Genomic DNA, 20,040 nt, shown 5'->3' on the forward strand with positions numbered 1-20,040 from the left:
AGCTATTAGCCTTGGGTTTTAACCCAAGGCATATTTTACTGATGGCTGATAATCGTTAACCTCTCAACCCGTTTTTAACGGGTTTAAGCTATTAGCCTTGGGTTTTAACCCAAGGCATATTTTACTGATGGCTGATGGCTGAATGCTTACTTACGAACCAACAAAACAATTACGCCATCATACTTCTAAAAAACTCAATAGTCTCTTTTAACGCCACCACAAACTGATCAATTTCTTCCCTAGTATTGTAGAAATATAAACTCGCCCTCGCACTCCCCGTTACCCCTAAAATTCGGTGTAACGGTTGTGTACAATGGTGGCCAGAGCGAATCGCAACCCCCTCATGATCTAATAAAGTAGAAAGGTCGCTCGCATTCAATCCTTCCACATTAAACGCAGCTAATGCGGCACGTCCTCTCCCTTGACTATCGGGTTTTGGCCCGTAAATTCGCAAATCAGGAATTTCTGCTAATTTACTAAATAAATAAGCCGTTAATTCTTCCTCGTAAGCATGAATATGATCCATGCCTAAATGACTTAAATAATCGACAGCCGCACCTAACGCTATAGCCTCCCCAATAGCAGGAGTTCCCGCTTCAAATTTATGGGGTAATTCCGCATAGGTGGAATGATCCAAAAATACATCTTGAATCATCTCCCCACCCCCCATAAACGGCGGCATAGACTCTAATAAATCCAATTTCCCGTATAAAAAGCCAATCCCCGTTGGAGCGCACATTTTATGCCCCGAAGCCACCAACCAATCACAATCTATCCCTTGCACATCTACTTTCATGTGGGGGATACTTTGACAAGCATCAATTAACACTTTCGCCCCGTATTGATGGGCAAGTTGTGTAATTTCTTCAACGGGATTAATACAACCTAATGTATTAGAAACATGAACCACTGCAACTAATTTTGTTTTTTCAGAAAGTAAGGATTGATACTGAGAAAAATTAAATCCTTCTTCTTCGGTAAGCTCAACGTGCTTAATAATTGCTCCCGTTTTTTGGGCAACAATTTGCCAAGGTACTAAGTTACTGTGATGCTCCATCACAGAAGTAATAATTTCATCCCCGGCTTTTAGGTTATTTAACGCCCAACTATAAGCCACTAAATTAATCGCTTCACTGGCGTTTCTAGTATAAACAATTTCATTACGAGACGCAGCATTAATAAACCCTGCCACCTTATCCCTAGTCCCTTCATAGCCTTCTGTGGCACGAACGCTTAATGTATGCGCCCCTCGGTGGACATTGGCGTTATCTTGGGTGTAATAGTCTTGTAGGGTTTTTAAAACAGAATTGGGCTTTTGTGACGTGGCCGCATTATCTAAATAAATTAAAGGCTTATCCTCATGAACCAATTGATGTAAAATCGAGAAATCTGACCGGGTTTTGGCAGCGAGGGTTTGTTCTTGAATGAGTGTCATGGTTTGGGTAATTGGTAATTGGTAACTGGTAATTGGTAACTGGTAATTGGTAATTGGTAATTGTTCCCTGTTCCCTTGTTCACAAAAAACAAACAACCAAGAACAAAGAACAAAGAACCAACAACAAATGACTACTTATTCATAGGTTCGACAGGCCACACATTGCGCTAGGACTTTTTGCAAGGAGGCCACTGGGAGACGTTCTAAGATTTCTCCGGCAAAGGCATCCAAGAGCAAATTACGGGCATTTTCTGCATTAATTCCCCGACTTTGCAGATAAAATAATTCATCTGCGCTAATTTGACTTACTGTTGCCCCGTGGGTACATTTCACATTATCAGCAGTGATCTGTAATTCCGGTTTGGTGTTCACTCTCGCTTTAGGAGAGAGGAGTAAATTCCGGTTCAGTTGGCCCGCGTTGGTGAGTTGGGCGGCTTGGGGAACGTGGACTTTTCCATTAAACACCGAATGGGCTTGATCATCGACCACACATTTATGCAGTTGATCGGTGACTCCGTGGGGGTATTGTAAATACAGTGCGCTGTGGGTGTCGGCCAGTTGTTCTCGGCCAATGAGGGTTAACCCGTTGAGATAGGTTTCGGTGGACTCTCCTTTTTGCCAAATGTGTAGGTTATGACGGGAGAGTTTGCCCCCTAATGTGATGGCGTTGCAAGTATAATGGCTGTGTTTTTCTTGGGATACTGCGGTTTTGCCAATGTGGAAACCATCCCCGGATTCCCGTTGGTTGCGGGTGTGGTTGACGCGGGCATTCTCTTTAATAAAGACCTCGGTTACATTGTTGTTGAAATAAGGCCGATTTTTAGGAATGTCCGAACATTGGTTATCACTGGCAACGGCGAAATGTTCCACCACTTGCAAACTCGCCCCTTGTTCAGCGATAACTAACCCTCGCGGTTGGGTGAAGCTGGGTTGTTCTTCGACGGTGCTGATAAAGAGGAGATGAATAGGGGTTTCAACGATGACGTTGGGGTTGGCCCAAATGACGGCGACATCGGGAAATCCGGTACTGTTGAGGGCAGTAAAGAGTTCTTTATCTCCGTCTTGATAGGCAATGTATTTGATGGCCTCGTAACAGTTATCGAGGGGAAGGTTAGATAGGTTGCCCGCATAGACTCCTTCGGGGAGTCCAGAGGTATCGGATAGGTTGGGGGCAAAAATGCCGTTGACGAAGACAATGCGGGTTTGTTTGGCTTCGGGAAGGGTTAAGGGCGCGATCGCATTCTTCGTTAACTCCCCAGACTGGGGCAACTGAAACGTCAGCCCCAATAACTCCGAAATGTCTGTAAATCGCCATTCCTCGTCCTTGCGACTCGGCATCCGTTGCTTGGTCACATCATAGGCAGACCGTTGGCGCAACTCCTGCAACCAACCGCTAATTTCCGTATGAATATTAACCTTTTGTTGCTCACTTTGCCGCAACAACTGATTGAGAAACTCATCTGAAGGAGCATCTGGGGGTAAATTTAAAGTAGGAGTATAGGGGGTTGGGGATGTTTCTACAGTCATTAAGCCGTCACCTCCGACGCGATCGCCTGTTCTTCAAGAAACTCATAACCACGAGATTCCAACTCTAATGCTAACTCTTTTCCACCACTCTTAATAATCTGTCCCCCCTGCATCACATGAACATAGTCCGGTTCAACATAATTCAGCAACCGTTGATAGTGGGTGATCATCACCGTCGCATTCTCCGGAGTCGCCAACTGGTTCACCCCTTGGGCCACAATCTTCAGCGCATCAATATCTAACCCAGAGTCCGTCTCATCTAAAATCGCCAAACTGGGTTCTAACAACGCCATTTGCAGAATTTCGTTCCGCTTCTTCTCTCCCCCAGAAAACCCTTCATTGAGACTCCGTTCTAAAAAACTAGCCTCCATCTTGACAATATTCAGCTTCTCCTCCACTAAATCCTCAAAATCAAAGGCATCTAGTTCCTCTTTCCCCTGAGCCTTGCGCTTAGAATTATAAGCCACCCGGAGAAAATCCAAATTACTCACCCCAGGAATCTCCAACGGGTACTGAAACGCCAAAAATAACCCCTTTAACGCCCGTTCATCTGGCTCTAGGTCTAAAATATTCTCACCGTGATAAATAATCTCCCCATCGGTCACTTCATAATCGGGATGGCCGGCCAACACCTTAGAAAAAGTGCTTTTCCCCGAACCATTCCGCCCCATAATGGCATGAATTTCCCCCGCTTTCACCTCAAAGTTCATCCCCTTGAGAATGGGAGTCCCCTCCACAGTCGCGTGTAAATTCCGAACGGAAAGAATAACCTCGCTGTTTTCTTTAATCATTGTTTTTGCTTAATGTTGCCAATAATACTTCAGTGTTGATCAGGGTAAAGGAGTTTTTAGTTGGCCTCAAATACCTTAACCCGTTTTAACGGGTTTTCCCTATGAGCCTTGGGTTAAAACCCAAGGTTCAATAGCTTGTAGGAAACATGAGCAGAGAGTCAACTACCCAACAGTTCCTTCTAACTTGAGACTCATTAACTTATCCGCCTCAGCCGCAAACTCCATAGGTAATTGATTATACACCTCTTTACAGAAGCCACTAATCAACATCGAGATAGCATCCTCAGTATTAATCCCCCGTTGGGCAAAGTAGAATAACTGATCTTCCCCAATTTTCGAGGTTGATGCCTCGTGTTCCACATTCCCCGTATTATTTTCCACCTGAATATAGGGGAAAGTGTTGGCCTCAGCAGTATCCCCAATTAACATTGAGTCACACTGGGAGTAATTCCGGGCCCCTTGTGCTTTCGGCCCTACTTTCACTAACCCCCGGTAACTATTAGAGGATTTTCCGGCAGAAATACCTTTAGAAATAATGGTACTGCGGGTATTTTTCCCAATATGTACCATTTTTGTCCCCGTATCAGCCTGTTGCTTATTATTCGTCAGAGCAATAGAATAAAATTCCCCAACAGAATTATCCCCCACTAACACGCAACTGGGATACTTCCAAGTAATAGCCGAACCCGTTTCAACTTGTGTCCAAGAAATCTTAGCATTCTTCCCTTTACAAAGTCCCCGTTTGGTGACAAAGTTGTAAATTCCGCCTTTTCCTTCTTCGTCTCCGGCAAACCAGTTTTGTACCGTAGAGTATTTAATATCGGCATCATCCAAGGCCACTAACTCCACAATAGCAGCGTGTAACTGGTTGGTGTCGTACATCGGAGCAGTACAACCCTCTAAATAGCTCACAGAAGCCCGTTCTTCAGCCACAATGAGAGTCCGTTCAAACTGTCCCGTTTCCCCGTTATTCATGCGGAAATAAGTGGACAGTTCCATGGGACAAGTTACCCCTTTAGGGATATAAACAAAAGACCCATCACTAAATACCGCCGAATTTAAAGCGGCAAAGAAATTATCCCCTGGAGGAACAACTGACCCTAAATATTTTTTCACCAATTCTGGGTGTTCCTGAATCGCCTCAGAAATAGAACAGAAAATAACCCCTTCCTCGGCTAATTTTTCCTTAAAGGTAGTCGCCACGGAGACACTATCAAAAATCGCATCAACTGCTACATTACCCAGTCGTTTTTGTTCCGAAAGGGGAATTCCTAACTTTTCAAAGGTCTCTAGCAGAGTCGGGTCAACTTCGTCAAGACTATTTAATTTTTCTTTATTTTCATCCTTCTTGGGGGCCGAGTAGTAGATAATATTTTGGAAATCAATCGGGGGATAACCCACATGAGCCCAGTCGGGCTCAGTCATCTTCAACCACTGGCGATAGGCTTTGAGGCGAAATTCTAGCATGAAGTCCGGCTCATTTTTCTTCGCGGAAATGAGTCGGATGACATCCTCGCTTAACCCACGGGGGATAGTGTCGGCTTCAATATCGGTGATAAAACCGTATTTGTAAGGTTGGTTAACTAAGGTTTTGACAGATGTAGCAGTCATGGCTTGTGTGTTCTCCGCGGTCTAGATTCAAGTAGAATGATTCAAGTAGAAGATTGAGAGTATTCGCGTACTCAAGGGGGAGAGGGTCGCATTGGCTCTAGGGCATTGGCTCTAATGGCATCGTCTCTTAGAGTATCAAATTACCATCACCCTCAAATTACTGTCATCACGATTACTTCATGATTACTGTTCACGATAACTGGTGGTCTGAATTAATATAGAGGTTAAGGACTTAAACAACGATTTGGTTGTTTAACTATCTTTAGGTTACATTAACAACAGAGAAGTTGTCAAAGTCAAAGCCAATTTTCTACGTCTGTTACAGCCAGAGTCAACCACAGAACCATGACGACTAACCCAGTAACGCCGAAAACCCCCGCCTCTACAGCCCAGGCTTCCACGAAACAAGATATTTTGCAATATTTACTCAAACAGGGCCAAGCGACGGCCCACGAGTTAGCGGAAGCATTGGAAATTAGTCCCCAAGCGACGCGGAAGCATTTGAAGGACTTGGAGAAGTCCGAGTTAATTGAACATCAGTCGGTCCAGGTGGGGATGGGCCGGCCTCAACACCGTTATTTTCTCAGTCGGGAGGGAAAGGAGTATTTTCCCCACCGTTACGGGGAGTTTACGGTGTCGTTTCTGGATACGCTAGTCGAAACCGTGGGAGAGGAACAAGTTGGGGTTGTTTTACGGAAACAGTGGGAGCGCAAGGCCGCGGAGTACCGCCAATTTTTAGGGAAACGGCCACTTAAAGAGCGCGTTGAGTTATTGGTGCAGTTACGGCAAGATGAAGGCTATATGGCGGAGTTACATCCGGTTGAGGGGAATGAGGATTGTTTTATGTTTTCTGAGCATAACTGCGCCATTTCTGAGGTTGCGGAGTCTTTCCCGACGGTTTGCGGCCATGAGTTGGAGATGTTTGAGGCTATTTTACCGGATTGTACGGTGGAGCGAACCCATTGGCTGAATGATGGTGAACATCGTTGTGGTTATCTGATTCGGGCGAAGGAATAGGTAGAATAAAGTGAAAGATTAAGTTAGCATCGTCAAGATCATGACTACTGCAGTTTTAAAGCAGTTGGGGCAATTCTCTCCCCAAGACTTCTCCAAAATCTCTAAACCTCGTCGAGTGAACTCATCGAGGTTAGAACAATTCACTGGTTTCTTAGACCAATTAGCGATATTGGTTGAACAACAGTGGGATAATTTATCTAACGATGAGCAAACACTGCTGACTACTATGGTTTATGATGCGCTGAATGAGTCAGGGGAAGTTCAGGGATGGTTGAAGCGTTTAACACAACGGTTATCCTTTGCTTGGATGTTACTAAATAGTGGAGAAGATGCTTTTGTACAATATCGCAATGCTGTCTATCGGTTGATCAATGCGGTATTAGATAAAATCGAGCGATCGCATCCTGATTATGATCGTAAACTGTCTGAAACCTTACAAGAAACGTTAGCAGACTCCGAAAATTATTCTGCAATGACCCAAGATGAGTTTGGAGAGTGGCTCACTAGCCTATAAAATTAAGCCGTCCGAGAAGTTTAAAACGTCTTTTGTAGCACTCAGAAAAAGTCATTATAAAAAAAGTAAAAAGTTGCAAACTCAATTTAAAGAAACAATTCAAAAAAAAGTTGAAGAAATTAGCAGTGAGCCGAGGTGTGCTGATTTAGAGCCAATTCCTAGTAATCTCAAGTTACCAGAACACCTAGAACTCCGCAAGTTACATTTTAAAATGCCTAACTTGCAAGGAGAATCAAGACAAGGAAGGCTAATCTATATTGTAAACCATGAGAAACAAGAGATTGACTTAGTTTGGCTTTATACACACAAAGAGTTCCAAAAACGTCCATCTGATAAAAATTTACAACAGGTGATTCTCGATATTCGATCCCAAATAGAAACTTAGAATTTACTGGACTCTGCACAAAAGCAAAAGGAGGACTAACCGCTGACTTATGCAACAGCCTAATTTTTTAACCGAAGAAGAATCTTTAGATGTGGATGCTTCATTATTGTCCTCTCCAGAAAAGTTTTTAACCCGTTTAACGATTTCGTCTCAGCGTCTTTTAGTGATTATTGCGAAAGATTATGGGATTGCGGTGGAAGATTTAACCCACAAACAAATTATTGAATGGTTTGAAAAGGATAGTAAAATCCGCAGAGAGCAAGGAATTGAGGCGGCTGTGTTAAAATGGTAACTTAATTTCGTCGCTTAATTTCTAGATTGGGCTGGAATTAATTCCTCAAGACTGATCTAGAATACTTTTCATTATTGTGGATTTGATGAACTGGAGTATAAAAATTTATGACTGTACAAGTAAAAGTTCCTAGTATGGTTTGTGATGCTTGTGTGAATTCTATTACCAATGCTATCACCTCTAATTTACCCAATGCAAAAGTGCAAGCCAATTTAGACACGAAACAGGTGACAGTAGAAACCAATGAAGGGGAGTCCAAAATTCGGGAAATGATTCTAGATGCAGGCCATGAGGTGGAATAAAGAGGGATTTCTTCTTGAAGTAGAACATTAGTTCTGCAAAAATTAGTTCTGCCAAAAAATGAGCAGAACAAAATAGTTTTGCGCGATGGCAAAACCAATGATCCAAAACCAATGATCAGGGAGACGATGATTTCATCGTCTTCCTTTTGTTTTAGCGCATCATTCCACCAGTGAAAAGGTAAAATTGGAAAATTTACGTAAACTTTATATAAGAGGGTGCATTTTAAAGACTCTGTAAATATTTCTTTTTTCCAGTAAAAATTTGAGGAAAGCGCACTGATTCTACTGTAAATGGGAATTAGAGTGGCGTTTGGGGAAGAGACAGTCGTGAATATAACTCAGAGAAACCTAGCTAATATTGGCAATCAGGCAAAAGTTTCTCCCCGTCAGAGTGGGAAGTTATTAAACCAGAGAATTATGAATGCTGAAATTGGACTTATTGGGGGAAATGATTTTATTGCGACTGTAACCCAACGGTGTCAGTTACCCATTCATCGTGCGATCGCATCTTACCAGAAAACCGAAATCCTCTCTTGGGTACATAATCACGAAACCGCCATCCTCATTATAGAAGCCAGTTCCCTCATTTCCCAAGGACTCTGCCAAGACATTAAAGCCAGTAACCCCCTCCGTTACCTTTACTGTATCGTAGTGGCGCAACCCCAACATCCGCTCAGTTTAACCGAAGAAGCAGAAATGATTGAACAGTCGGCGGATGCGTATTTACGGTTTTCTTCCCCCACTGCTACCCCAACAGAACAAATTTTGCTAGAAAATCGTTTATTTTCGGCATATTTACAAGCAGGAATGCGCCAAGTTAACCAATTTTATCAACTCCAACACACCAACGATATTTTATCCACCATTGCCTTATCTGACTCTCTGACGGGGTTAGGGAATCGTCGGGCCTTAGAATGGGAATTATCTCGACAAATTCAACTTTCCCGTCACCAGCAACAACCCGTCAGCTTGATTATTATTGATGTGGACTATTTTAAATCCGTCAATGACACCCATGGCCATTTAATCGGCGATCGCATTTTACAACTCCTCACCATCCGTCTCCAAAATTCCCTGCGCGTCCAAGATACCCTCTTTCGGTATGGGGGAGAGGAGTTTATTGTTTTACTGAGACAGAGTGATCTTACCCAGGCCGAAGCGATCGGGCAACATCTCCGCCGCAGCATCTGTGAAACCCCCTTCACCCTCAACCGAGGGTTAACCCTCAGCATCACCATCAGTCTCGGCCTCACCCAACTCCAAGACACCGATGATCCCCAAGGCCAAAACATCCTCCAACGCGCCGATGATAACCTCTTTAAAGCCAAAAATGCAGGCCGAAATCGGCTTGTTAGTTCAATTTAGGTTGTTATTTTTGTTGTTGGTTCTTTGTTATTTGTTTAAATTGTCGAGAAACCGGGTTTCTTTTCCAAGTGGTAAAAAAACACGATCAATTTAGATAGAAACCCGGTTTCTTTGTACCCACTATCAACTATCAACTAATATCGAACCACCGTTACTGTCACCTGAAACTCCGCCTCCAAGCGGGTATCCTCCGAAGGATAACGCTCATGACACCACTCAATCAGATGCCGTAACGCCGGGAAAAATACCTCATCAGGAATTTGCCAAAAACAACTATAAAGCCGCGATTGAAATTGATCCAACACCTCCCCAACCGTTTGAGACTTTTGTAAACTTGTCACCGTATAAGGCGTTACCTCCGCCCCTACCTCCTGCACTAAATACTCCTGAATTTCCGCTAAACTCGCCCCATGTTCCTTACGAGAAAACTGGTAAGACTCCAGAATTTCCTCCCACTTCTGTTGCACCTCCTCATGTAAAATCGACTCTGGATGATATTCCACCAACAAGAAACGCCCCTCCGGTTTTAACACACGCTGGACTTCCCCTAACGCTTGTTTCCAGTTGGGGATTAAATGGAATAAATGGGCCACCAGCACCACCTCAAAGAAATCATCCATAAACGGTAACTGTCGTGCATCCGCTTGATATAACGTCAGACGGTGGGGTAAATTCGCCAACTTATGACGCAACTCATCCATCATCTGCTCCGAAATATCCACCCCAGTATAGGTATAACCCCGCTTGAGAATGGGTAACGCCACATTCCCTGTCCCAATTCCCACTTCTAAAAAGTGCGTCTCTGGTGTCGCGTCACTCAACTGTAAAATTGCCTCCGTCATTTGCTCAGAAATGACCGGAGGTAAAGGCCGGGTGGCATCATAAATATTGGCGATATTATCAAACGAAATGGGTTGAGTGGGGACATCTTCCTCTAAGGGGGTTAGTGCAGACGAAGGAGCTTGACGGTCTTTTTTCCGTAGCCAGTTGCGGAGACTATCACTGGCCTCGGTCACTACAATGTAAAGAATGGGAACAATAAACAAACTTAAAAAGGTCGCCACAAACATCCCCCCAAATACCGTTGTTCCCAAAGACTGACGACTTCCGGCCCCGGCCCCAGTAGCAATGGTTAAGGGGAAAATGCCCAATAATGTCGAAATAGCGGTCATAATAATTGGTCGTAACCGTTCTTGGGCCGCTTCAATGGCCGCTTTGGTGACAGACATTCCGGTTTCGTGGAGATGGTTGGCAAACTCTACAATCAGGATAGAGTTTTTACTGGCCAACCCAATGAGCATCACTAACCCCACCTGACAATAGACATCATTGCTAAACCCCCGTAAAGACTGGGCCGTTAACGCGCCAAAAATGGCGAGGGGGACGGCGAGGAGGATAATTAAGGGGTCGAGATAGTTGCCGTATTGGGCCGCCAATACTAAGAAAACGAAGATTAACCCTAAGCCAAAGATCAGAGGGGCCTGACCTTGAGACTGGACTTCCTCTAGGGATGTTCCTGACCATTCAAAGCCAAAATTGGGGGCTAACACTTGGTTGGCCACCTGTTCCATCACATTAATGGCATCTCCGGAACTATAACCTGGGGCCGGAGTCCCATTCAGTTCCACAGATCGATACAGGTTATAGTGGTTGATGGTTTGCGCTCCGACAGTGGGGGTCATTTCCACCAGTCCTCCCAAGGGGATCATTTGGTCAGTGAGAGACCGCACATAGAGATTTTTGAGGTCTTCGGGTTCGTCTCGAAATTGTTGGTCGGCTTGGACATAGACGCGATAGTTATTTGACCCTAGATTAAAATCATTGACATAACGAGACCCCAGGGCGGTTTGTAGGGTGGCAAAGATATCATCAATGTTAACTTGTAAGGCTTTGGCGCGATCGCGGTCAATATCAACTAACTGTTTCGGGGTACTGGCCGCATAGGTACTAAACACGGCCTGCAATTCCGGTCTTTGATTGGCGGTCCCCATGAGTTGATTCATGGCCCCGACTAACAGTTGAATCTCCTCAGCCCCACTGCGTTCCTGTAACTGGAATTGAAACCCACTAATGCGGCCTAACCCCCGAATGGAGGGAGGATTGATGGGGATCACATTGGCTTCTTGAATTTGAGCGTATTGCTGTCTAACACGCTGAATAACGGCTTGTACGGACTCATTGGGCCCTTGTCGGTCTTCCCAAGGTTTCAGGGGGGTAAAAATGACCCCTTGATTGGAGGTATTGCCGCTAAAACTAAACCCCCCAACCGCAAATGTTCCTCTAACTTCCGGTTGGGCCAGTAAAATTTCTTCCACTTGACTCATCACCTGATCCGTATATTGCAGGGAAACCCCTTGGGGGGCTTGAATGATGTTGATAAAGTAGCCCTGGTCTTCATCGGGGAGGAAAGCGGAGGGGACGGTATTATAAAGCCAAATTGTGCCAGCGAAGGCGACGATAAAGAAAGCAATAACAACGGTTTTTAAATGGGTGAGACGGGTAATAATGCCTTTGTAGCGTTGGCGGAGTTTTTCTTGAGCGCGATCGCTTTTTTCAAACAAAACACCCAGCCAACCCCCCATCCGTTGGTCTTTTCGCAACAATTGGGCCGAAAGCGTCGGAGTGAGAGTCAGGGCTAAAAAGGTAGAAATGGCAATAGAAAAGGCGATAGTGAGGGCAAATTGTCGATATAAAGCCCCGGTTGTCCCTGGAAAGAACGCCACCGGAATAAAAACCGCCATTAACACCAAAGACGTGGCCACCACTGCCCCACTTAACTCCCTCATGGCCTCAATGGCCGCTTTATGGGGCCGCATCCCCTCCTGTTTAATTAAGCGGTTAATATCCTCCACCACCACAATGGCATCATCCACCACCATCCCCGTGGCCAGGGTTAAACCAAAGAGAGTTAACCCGTTAATGGAGAAATTAAAGACTTGAATAAAAGCAAATGTCCCAATTAAAGCAATAGGAATAGTAATAGCCGGGATCAGCGTCGTGCGCCAGTCTTCCAGAAAGAAGAAAATCACCGTCGTCACCAAGAGAATGGCTAAACACAGGGTAATCACCACCTCTTTCATAGACTGCTCCACATAGAGCGTCGTATCAAAGGCCACCTGATACTGCATCCCTGGGGGAAACTCCTTAGCCAACTCCGCCATCCGTTGTTTTACCCCTCGGGCCACATCTAGCGCGTTACTCCCAGGTAGCTGAAAAATCCCTAACCCCACTGCTTCATTGCCCCGAAAGCGCAGGAAAGAGCCATAATTCTCAGCCCCTAATTCCACTCGTCCCACATCTTTAAATTTCACCAGTGAACCGGGGGTGGTTTTCAGGACAATTTCCTCAAATTCCTTCACACTCTCCAGGCGACTCACTGCTTGTAAGTCCACCTGAAACTCTTGCCCCTCTGGTGCGGGTTCCGTGCCAATTTGCCCGGCCCCCACTTGAATATTTTGTTCCCGTAGCGCGTTGACCACATCTTGGGGGGTTAAGTTGCGACTGGCCAGTTTTTGGGGGTCCAGCCACAGCCGCATGGCATAGCGTCTTTCCCCAAAAATCCGCACATTTCCCACTCCATCCACTCGCCGAATGGCATCTACCAGATATTGGTCCGCATAGTTACTTAAAAAGAGGTCGTCATATTCCCCATTTTCTGAATATAAGCCCATGGCTAAGAGAATATTGGTGCTTTGTTTCGTCACCTGTACCCCTGTGCGCTGTACTGCTTCAGGAAGTTGCGGTTCAGCCAAAGATACCCGGTTTTGCACATCCACTGCGGCTAAGTCTTTACTACGACTGGCCGCAAAGGTGGCATTAATAGAACTGGTTCCATCATTACTGCTACTGGAGGTGAGATAACGGAGTCCTTCTACCCCGTTAATTTGTTCTTCCAGGATATTCGTGACACTCTGTTCCACTACTTCCGCACTGGCCCCCCGATAGTTGGCTGTCACACTAACTTGGGTGGGACTAATATCGGGAAATTGGGAAATAGGAAGGATGGGGATACAGATTAACCCTACAATGAGAATAATGAGGCCACAAACGATGGCAAAAACCGGATTTTTGATGAAAAACTTAGAAAACATGGGGGAACAGGAAACAGGAAACAGGAAACAGTAAACAGTAATCAGTAACCAGTAATCAATGACCCATTACCGATTACCCATTACCAAATTAATGTAAGTAGGTGCTTGCATTATCATAGCGCAGGAGAATTTAGAAAAAATTAAGAATGGGACAATCCATATCATCGAGGACGGCTAAAACGCGCGATCGCATCCTGAAAGCAGCCACCCAAGTCTTTGCCCAAGAAGGCATCACCGGAGCAACCACACGGGAAATTGCCCGGGTGGCCCAAGTCAACGAAGTCACCCTCTTTCGTCATTTCCACAGCAAAGATTACTTATTAGGGGCCGTTGTAGAGCGAGTCACCGCCTTACAAGCTGAAGCCCTCGCCCATCCCGAAGAATGGACCTATGATCTCTATACCGATATTCTCCATTTTGCCCAAATCTACGACCAAATGCTCGAAGACCACGAAGCCTTAATTCGGATGTTCGTAGGAGAAGCCCGAAGACACCCCGACTCAGCCCAACAAATGCTCTCAGAAGCCGTGGCCAAGTCCAGAGAACAATTTATCAACTACCTCAAACACTGTATGCAAAAAGAGTTAGTCCATCCCCAGATTGACCTCATTTTAGCCGTTGAACAATTAACCGGAATGCTCTTTTCTGGAATGCTTCACCGCACTGCCCAATGTCGGCTCAACGATTATTCCCGTCAAGAGTATGTAGAAAGTTGTGTACGCTTATTTGTACGGGGTATTAGTACCGCCAACGTTGTCTCTCCCTATTCCAACTCTTGACCACCACCTCTCTCTCCCTCGAAAACTACCGTGAAGCGTTCACCTTTCATCCCAAACAACGCCATCGCTTAGAAATTCCCATTGCTCGTTTACCGATACAAACGCAAATTTCCCTCCCTGTCACCATTCTTCATGGCCACAAACCAGGCGCAACCCTTTGGCTGAGTGCAGCGATTCACGGGGATGAGATCAACGGGGTGGAAATTATTCGCCAAGTCGTGCAAAAAATCCAACCCAAAACCCTGCGAGGGACTATTATTGCCGTTCCCATTGTCAATATTTTTGGCTTTTTAGAGCAGTCGCGTTATCTCCCCGATAGACGGGACTTAAACCGATGTTTTCCGGGGTCCGCCAATGGGTCTTTGGCCTCCCGGTTAGCCCATTTATTCATGACGGAAATTGTCCAACGCAGTACCCACGGCATTGACTTACATACCGCCTCAGACCACCGCACCAATTTACCGCAAGTCCGGGCTAATTTAGAGGATGGGGAGACGTTTCGCTGTGCAAGAGCGTTTGGCGCACCTATTATGATGCACTCCAATATCCGTGATGGGTCCTTGCGAGAAGCGGCAGGTAAAAAGGGGATTCCGGTTTTATTGTATGAAGGGGGAGAAGCGTTGCGTTTTGATACGGAGGCCATCCGCGTGGGGATAGAGGGCATTTTTCGAGTGATGACGGCTTTAGATATGTGTAGTCCTATTGCAGTCTCTCCTCCTCCCTCTCCCCGTGTGGTGTCCCAGTCCAAGTGGGTGCGAGCGTCTCGCAGTGGGTTATTACGGTTAACGGTGGCCTTGGGGGAGTGGGTGGAGAAAAAGCAGGTTTTAGGCACAATTTCCGATGCTTTTGGGGAAAAAACGGTGAAGGTTCGCGCTAATACAAGGGGAATTGTCATTTGTCACACTCAAAAACCCTTTATCCATCAAGGGGATGCGTTGTTTCATTTGGCGGTAACGGAGTGAACCTCAATCTCCCCCAACTGCCCCATCTGGCCACACCATACGCGACTCATTTATATTTCCTTATGATTTCAATAAAAAGTATTGTCTTTACACTATAGAAGCGAAGATTGTATTATCTAGAGTCAATACAACCTGTCGATTGAACACAATCGATGGTGATGGGTGATGACGTGGAGAACTCAACCCAAAATGCTATATTTTGCGAATAAAATGCCTTTGCTTATTTTTAACAAGCTTATTTTTAACAAGCTTATTTTTAACAATGTCCTGATAGTCCCATGACGATGTTATCTCAATCTCACGCCATCGTGAAACGCTTTAAGTCTATTACGTTGCATCAACTACAAGTCTTTGAGGCAACGGCAAGACATGGCAGTTTTACAAGAGCCGCACAGGAATTATATTTAACTCAGCCAACCGTTTCTATTCAAGTCAAACAATTATCAAAAGTTGTTGGTTTACCATTATTTAAACAAATTGGCCGGCAAATTCATCTCACGGAAGCTGGACAAGAATTATTAACTATTTCACGGGAAATTTTTAAGCAGTTGGAGAACTTAGAATCGAAAATTTCTGACCTTAAAGATTTAAGGTCTGGACAATTAAAGTTAGCCGTAGTGGCAACTGCGAAGTACATTATGCCCCACATATTACAGTCATTTTGTCAACAATATCCCCAAGTTAATATTTCATTAACGGTTGCTCCTCAAAACCAGTTATTAGAGCGTTTACATAATAAACGAGACGATTTATATATTTTGGGTGATCCCCTGGAAAAAATTAATACTCCCCTTTATCCTTTTGTGGATAATCCTTTAGTGGTGATTGCCCGTTCTGATCATCCTTTAGCGCAACAAAAACAGCCAATTTCTTTGCAAACGTTGTCCCAATCTTCTTTGATTTTACATGAACCGAATTCTTTAACTCGTAAGGCGGTTGAAAGGTTATTTCATTATCATAATATTCCCTTACGACTGCAATTAGAATTAGGGAGTAATGAGGCAATTAAGGAGGCGGTTTCGTTAGGGTTGGGGGTGTCTATTTTATCATTACATACCATTAATTTAAATGAACTCAAGAACTCGTTTACGTTGTTAAAAGTGGAACAGTTTCCCCTGGAGCAAAAATGGGCGATCGCTTATTCTGAACCTACGGCATTATCCCTCCTGTCTGAAACGTTTTTCGAGTTTTTACAACAAGAAGGAAAGCAAATTATTCAAAAGGTAAATCAAGCCAAGTTAACTTAATAGGCTTTGGGTTAAAATCCGTTGATAGTTAATAGTTGGTTAACCACAAAGACACAAAGGACACAAAGAAATAAGTTGAAACCAAGAACCAAGAACCAAGAACTATCAACTATTTCTTGATTGTTAACCTAAGCGTTTTCGAGACAACTGCACCAGTAATACCCCAATAACCACTACAAATAACCCCACAATATCCGCAAGTTGGGGAATATCTCCAAAGGCAATCCAAGCCATTACCATGGTTACGGGAGGGCCAAAATAAAATAAACTGGCCACACGGGTGGCATCGAGACGGGAGAGCAGTTGCCACATTAAACTATAAGCCCCCAAGGAAACGCCAAAAATAAGCCAGCTTAGGGTGGTGACTAACGGTACAGTCCACTGGGTTTGTAATTGTTCTATCATCACTGCCGGGATGGCCAAAGCGAGGGTGGTGGCGAGACTCTGGTAAAACAGGGTGACAGTAACGGGGAGAGACATTGTTTTTTGAGAGCGCGTTTCTCGTCGTCGTTGTAATAAACTGGCGATGGTGATGGCAATGACTGAGCCAAAGGGGATGAAGTAGGCAAAGGGGGAGATATCGTTATTCAATTGCAGACGAGTACCAATGGCAATGGCAATCCCCAGAAAACCCACCACTAAACCACACCACTGGACCAAGCTGGCCCGTTCTCCCACCACTAACCCCGAAAACGCTCCCGTGGCGAGGGGTTGCAAGGCTACGACTAGGGCAACAATGCCAGCCGGAACATTGGCTTCTAGGGCAAGCAAGGCACAACTGAGCCACACCCCATGAGCTAAAATCCCCACTAGGGCGGTATGGGCTAAGGTTTTTTGATCGGGCAATACCCACTCTTGCTTGACCATCAGATAACCCAGTAAGCAGAGACTCAGAATCGCATATCGCACAAATAACAGGGTAAAAGTCCCCATATAGGGTAAGCCATATTCTGCCCCGATAAACCCTGAATTCCATAACAGAACAAACGCGATCGCGCGATAAACCGTAGGATTATTTAAATATTGCACTCACCTTTCCTCGTGAACCTGTGATTTGAGAATAAAACTTTTTCCGCAATCTTGAATTATCCCAACTCCTCCAAGGCTTGAGACACTTGCCGCCACCCCCGAAAAAATCTGCCCTGCATGAGGTCTGCAACGCCCTGTAAGCCCTGAAAAAGCTCCGACTCAGGATTTAACACCAAAGCAGGTTGTAACGCCCCTCTTGCAGCATTGGGTTGCCATTGGTGGAGATAAACAAAAGCCAGATACGCATAAGGGTAGGGGTTTTTGGGATCGAGTTGGGTGGCTAAAGTTAACGCTGCGATCGCGCCCTTAGCATCCTCCTGCACCGCCTCCGCTAACGTCAACCCATAGGCCCACTCGGCACGCGGTTCATCCTGTAACCGCACCGCCAAACTCGCCTCCGCTTGCTGCAAATAATCCTGAATCGGGTCATAAATATTCAAACGGCCAATCTGTGCAAACACCCTCTCTAGTCCCTCAATTCCCTGGGGCAATTCTAAGGCCAGATTGCGTAATTGGGTCACATAATCCACCGTCGGAGCAGGACTCACCCTCCCATTCGGATCAATCGTTATTGTCACCGGAGGCACAGCAAGGGGCATTTTCTCCCCCGTCTGAGGCCGATAATAAACCGCCTCCAACCGATAATCCCCCGGCCCAATGTCCCCAGGAGGCAACATCGCCGTCCTTTCCTCCACTTGAAAATACTCCCCCTCCAACTCCCCTGCAATTTGTAACTGTCCCAACCCCACCCCATGATCTTGTATCCAAAACTCCCCCGACTCAGACCGCCAAGTGAGCAACACTAACCCCGACTCTAAAGCATCCCCTTGACCTCGCCAAGTATAGCTGACCGGGACCGGAACTCCCCCAGGAGACACAGAAGGAACATCCACCCCTTGCAACGTGATCTCCTTCGTCGGAGTCGATGATAATAATTGCACCGTCACCGGACTCTCTCGACGATGATAGAGAAACAACTGACTCTCATCTGGGAAACCCCACTGCTGCTGCACCTGAAACCCATTATCCTCCCCTAACCCCTCCGCAAACGCCACCTGAGACTCCCGCGCCAAGCCATTATCCCCCGTCTTCGTCACAAACCAGTGAAAATTCCGCCCATCTTGTTGAATTTGCTCCTCCCGTGACCCCATCTCCCGGCCATACACCTGAAAATCCGCCAACGCCCCATAATAATTAATATTATTGTGATTCACCCCCGCCACACTGGGAATTACCGCCACCGTGGACCGCAAATAGGGTTCACTCTCCACCATCGACGCAATAACCTCCTGGTGAGGATAGTCCACCCCCACCTCTGGATAGCGAGAAAACCCCGGACTCACACGCTGTACCATCGGAGTCAAAAAGGGAACAGTAAACAACTTCCCCACCATCACCCCAGTGGCCAGACCCACCGCCAACCAACGCACCCATTGCCATTTCCTCTGCCATTGCCATAACCCATAGGCCAGTAAAATCGCCACAATGGGTAAATAGGGCATAATAAAACGAAAATCCTTATTGGCCGCCGCAGAACACACCAGATAAGACCCCACCACATATAACCCCAACCAAAACAAACTCCGACCCCAGCGAGAAGACTCCTTGGGAGAGGGAAACAACCCCACCCCCTTGAGAATTAATCCCACCACCGGAATTAATAACAACTCCCAAGACAAATAAATCGGCAATGTCTGTAAATAATAAAGCCAAGCCGCTAAACTATCTAACGTGGGGTCGCCTTCCATGGCTGCAACCCCCACATTCGAGGTTTCAAAGGTACTAAATAAATAAATCCAATTCGTCCGATACCAAAACCCCCAGATGGGCAAAGAAACCAGTCCCCCCACCAAGAGTTGTAACACCCGTTCCCACCGTCTGCGCCAGAGATAATCCCCCACACACCATAACAGGGGAAAAAAGAGGAAAAATAGAATAATCTGCTTAGTCATTAACCCCAGACCTAGGGACACCCCAAACGCGACTATCCACCCCCATTGTTTCCGGCGTTGCTGCTGGAGTCGCCAAGCCGTGAGACAATAAAAACTGAGGACGGTTAACGCTGTGACGGGCGTATCCAGTAAAAATTGCAGTCGCCAAAAATATAATCCTGGCATCAGTAAACAGAGTCCCGCCGACCATAGGCCAATTTGGGGGTTAAATAAGATGCGGCCCAACCGATACACTGCAAACAGTAACACCCCGGTAAAGAGTGCATTAACCCATAATGCTTCCTCTCGTCCCGTCCCGATAACGCCCTGTAACATCCCCGTGACGATATAAGTTAAAGGGGGGTATTTATGGCTTAATATCCAGAAACTATGCCACCAACTCTCACTGAACCATTGGGGACTCTGTAACCCCTGAAGATAGTTTAATGTTCCGGTGAGATGGTGACTTTGATCCCAAGCTGGGACCGACGCATCGCGCATCACCCAAACTCGGTCTAACCCTACTCCAACTAACCAAATAATCCCTAAAATGGGTAATGTTTGCGACTGACGCATCAAAATACGGGACTCAACAAGGGGAAATTATAACAAGTCTCATCAAAAAAAACGCCCCAGTGATGGGACGGTTAGGGAGGTTATACAGTCAACCCTCATCTAGGGTTAATCCGTTGGAGGAATTATTCACCTGCTTCAACAAAAGAGCCGCTTTCCTCCCCCACCTCGGAACAGGTGGGGGAGGAA

Annotated in this window: 17 protein-coding genes; 10 read left to right on the forward strand and 7 right to left on the reverse strand. The window is 45.7% G+C overall.

Features of this window, described 5'->3' with window-relative positions:
• Positions 1 to 169 precede the first annotated feature (169 nt).
• The 4 genes from PN462_RS00640 to sufB form a co-directional block, all read right to left on the reverse strand.
• Positions 170 to 1,435, reverse strand: a complete 1,266-nt coding sequence (locus PN462_RS00640; RefSeq protein WP_272125885.1) for a SufS family cysteine desulfurase — start codon at positions 1,433 to 1,435, stop codon at positions 170 to 172.
• 135 nt (positions 1,436 to 1,570) lie between these two features.
• Positions 1,571 to 2,962 (reverse strand): Fe-S cluster assembly protein SufD, encoded by a 1,392-nt coding sequence (gene sufD, locus PN462_RS00645; protein ID WP_272125886.1) that lies wholly within the window; start codon positions 2,960 to 2,962, stop codon positions 1,571 to 1,573.
• Positions 2,962 to 3,753: a Fe-S cluster assembly ATPase SufC gene (gene sufC, locus PN462_RS00650; RefSeq protein ID WP_272125888.1), complete on the reverse strand. Its 792-nt coding sequence runs from the start codon at positions 3,751 to 3,753 to the stop codon at positions 2,962 to 2,964. The genes sufD and sufC overlap by 1 nt, the downstream gene beginning before the upstream one ends.
• Before the next feature lie 162 nt (positions 3,754 to 3,915).
• On the reverse strand, positions 3,916 to 5,364 hold the full coding sequence (gene sufB, locus PN462_RS00655; protein ID WP_272125890.1) for a Fe-S cluster assembly protein SufB: 1,449 nt from the start codon (positions 5,362 to 5,364) through the stop codon (positions 3,916 to 3,918).
• Between the two features lie 345 nt (positions 5,365 to 5,709).
• Between sufB and sufR the strand changes: the two genes are divergently transcribed.
• From sufR to PN462_RS00685, 6 genes are all read left to right on the forward strand, one after another.
• Positions 5,710 to 6,381, forward strand: coding sequence for an iron-sulfur cluster biosynthesis transcriptional regulator SufR (sufR, locus tag PN462_RS00660; RefSeq protein WP_272125892.1), 672 nt, complete (start codon positions 5,710 to 5,712; stop codon positions 6,379 to 6,381).
• Between the two features lie 40 nt (positions 6,382 to 6,421).
• Entirely contained in the window at positions 6,422 to 6,895 is a 474-nt protein-coding gene (locus PN462_RS00665) for a hypothetical protein (RefSeq protein ID WP_272125893.1), read from the forward strand.
• On the forward strand, positions 6,864 to 7,280 hold the full coding sequence (locus PN462_RS00670) for a hypothetical protein (protein ID WP_272125894.1): 417 nt from the start codon (positions 6,864 to 6,866) through the stop codon (positions 7,278 to 7,280). The genes PN462_RS00665 and PN462_RS00670 overlap by 32 nt, the downstream gene beginning before the upstream one ends.
• Positions 7,281 to 7,329: 49 nt before the next feature.
• Entirely contained in the window at positions 7,330 to 7,572 is a 243-nt protein-coding gene (locus tag PN462_RS00675) for a hypothetical protein (protein WP_272125895.1), read from the forward strand.
• 107 nt (positions 7,573 to 7,679) lie between these two features.
• Entirely contained in the window at positions 7,680 to 7,874 is a 195-nt protein-coding gene (locus PN462_RS00680; RefSeq protein WP_272125896.1) for a heavy-metal-associated domain-containing protein, read from the forward strand.
• Positions 7,875 to 8,291: 417 nt separating this feature from the next.
• Entirely contained in the window at positions 8,292 to 9,239 is a 948-nt protein-coding gene (locus PN462_RS00685) for a GGDEF domain-containing protein (protein ID WP_272125897.1), read from the forward strand.
• Positions 9,240 to 9,373: 134 nt separating this feature from the next.
• On the opposite strand, the gene PN462_RS00690 is transcribed toward PN462_RS00685, so the two are convergent.
• Entirely contained in the window at positions 9,374 to 13,330 is a 3,957-nt protein-coding gene (locus PN462_RS00690) for an efflux RND transporter permease subunit (RefSeq protein ID WP_272125898.1), read from the reverse strand.
• 146 nt (positions 13,331 to 13,476) lie between these two features.
• Here PN462_RS00690 and PN462_RS00695 point away from each other — a divergent pair, with 146 nt between their 5' ends.
• The 3 genes from PN462_RS00695 (at position 13,477) to PN462_RS00705 (ending at position 16,318) form a co-directional block, all read left to right on the forward strand.
• Complete coding sequence (locus PN462_RS00695; RefSeq protein WP_272125900.1) at positions 13,477 to 14,109, forward strand: TetR/AcrR family transcriptional regulator; 633 nt, start codon at positions 13,477 to 13,479, stop codon at positions 14,107 to 14,109.
• Complete coding sequence (locus tag PN462_RS00700) at positions 14,106 to 15,071, forward strand: succinylglutamate desuccinylase/aspartoacylase family protein (RefSeq protein WP_272125901.1); 966 nt, start codon at positions 14,106 to 14,108, stop codon at positions 15,069 to 15,071. Before PN462_RS00695 ends, PN462_RS00700 begins: the two co-directional genes overlap by 4 nt.
• Positions 15,072 to 15,355: 284 nt before the next feature.
• Positions 15,356 to 16,318: a LysR substrate-binding domain-containing protein gene (locus PN462_RS00705; protein ID WP_272125902.1), complete on the forward strand. Its 963-nt coding sequence runs from the start codon at positions 15,356 to 15,358 to the stop codon at positions 16,316 to 16,318.
• 123 nt (positions 16,319 to 16,441) lie between these two features.
• Here the strand turns inward: PN462_RS00705 and PN462_RS00710 are convergent, their stop codons facing one another.
• Positions 16,442 to 17,347, reverse strand: a complete 906-nt coding sequence (locus tag PN462_RS00710) for a DMT family transporter (RefSeq protein WP_272125903.1) — start codon at positions 17,345 to 17,347, stop codon at positions 16,442 to 16,444.
• 56 nt (positions 17,348 to 17,403) lie between these two features.
• Positions 17,404 to 19,854: a phospholipid carrier-dependent glycosyltransferase gene (locus PN462_RS00715; protein WP_272125904.1), complete on the reverse strand. Its 2,451-nt coding sequence runs from the start codon at positions 19,852 to 19,854 to the stop codon at positions 17,404 to 17,406.
• On the opposite strand from PN462_RS00715, the gene PN462_RS00720 reads away from it, so the two are divergent.
• Positions 19,836 to 20,040, forward strand: a 205-nt coding sequence (locus tag PN462_RS00720) for a hypothetical protein (RefSeq protein WP_272125906.1), incomplete at its 3' end; no start/stop codon positions are given. The genes PN462_RS00715 and PN462_RS00720 overlap by 19 nt on opposite strands.

It is taken from the genome of Spirulina sp. CS-785/01 (assembly GCF_028330525.1).
In the GTDB taxonomy this organism is placed as follows: domain Bacteria; phylum Cyanobacteriota; class Cyanobacteriia; order Cyanobacteriales; family Spirulinaceae; genus JAQMSD01.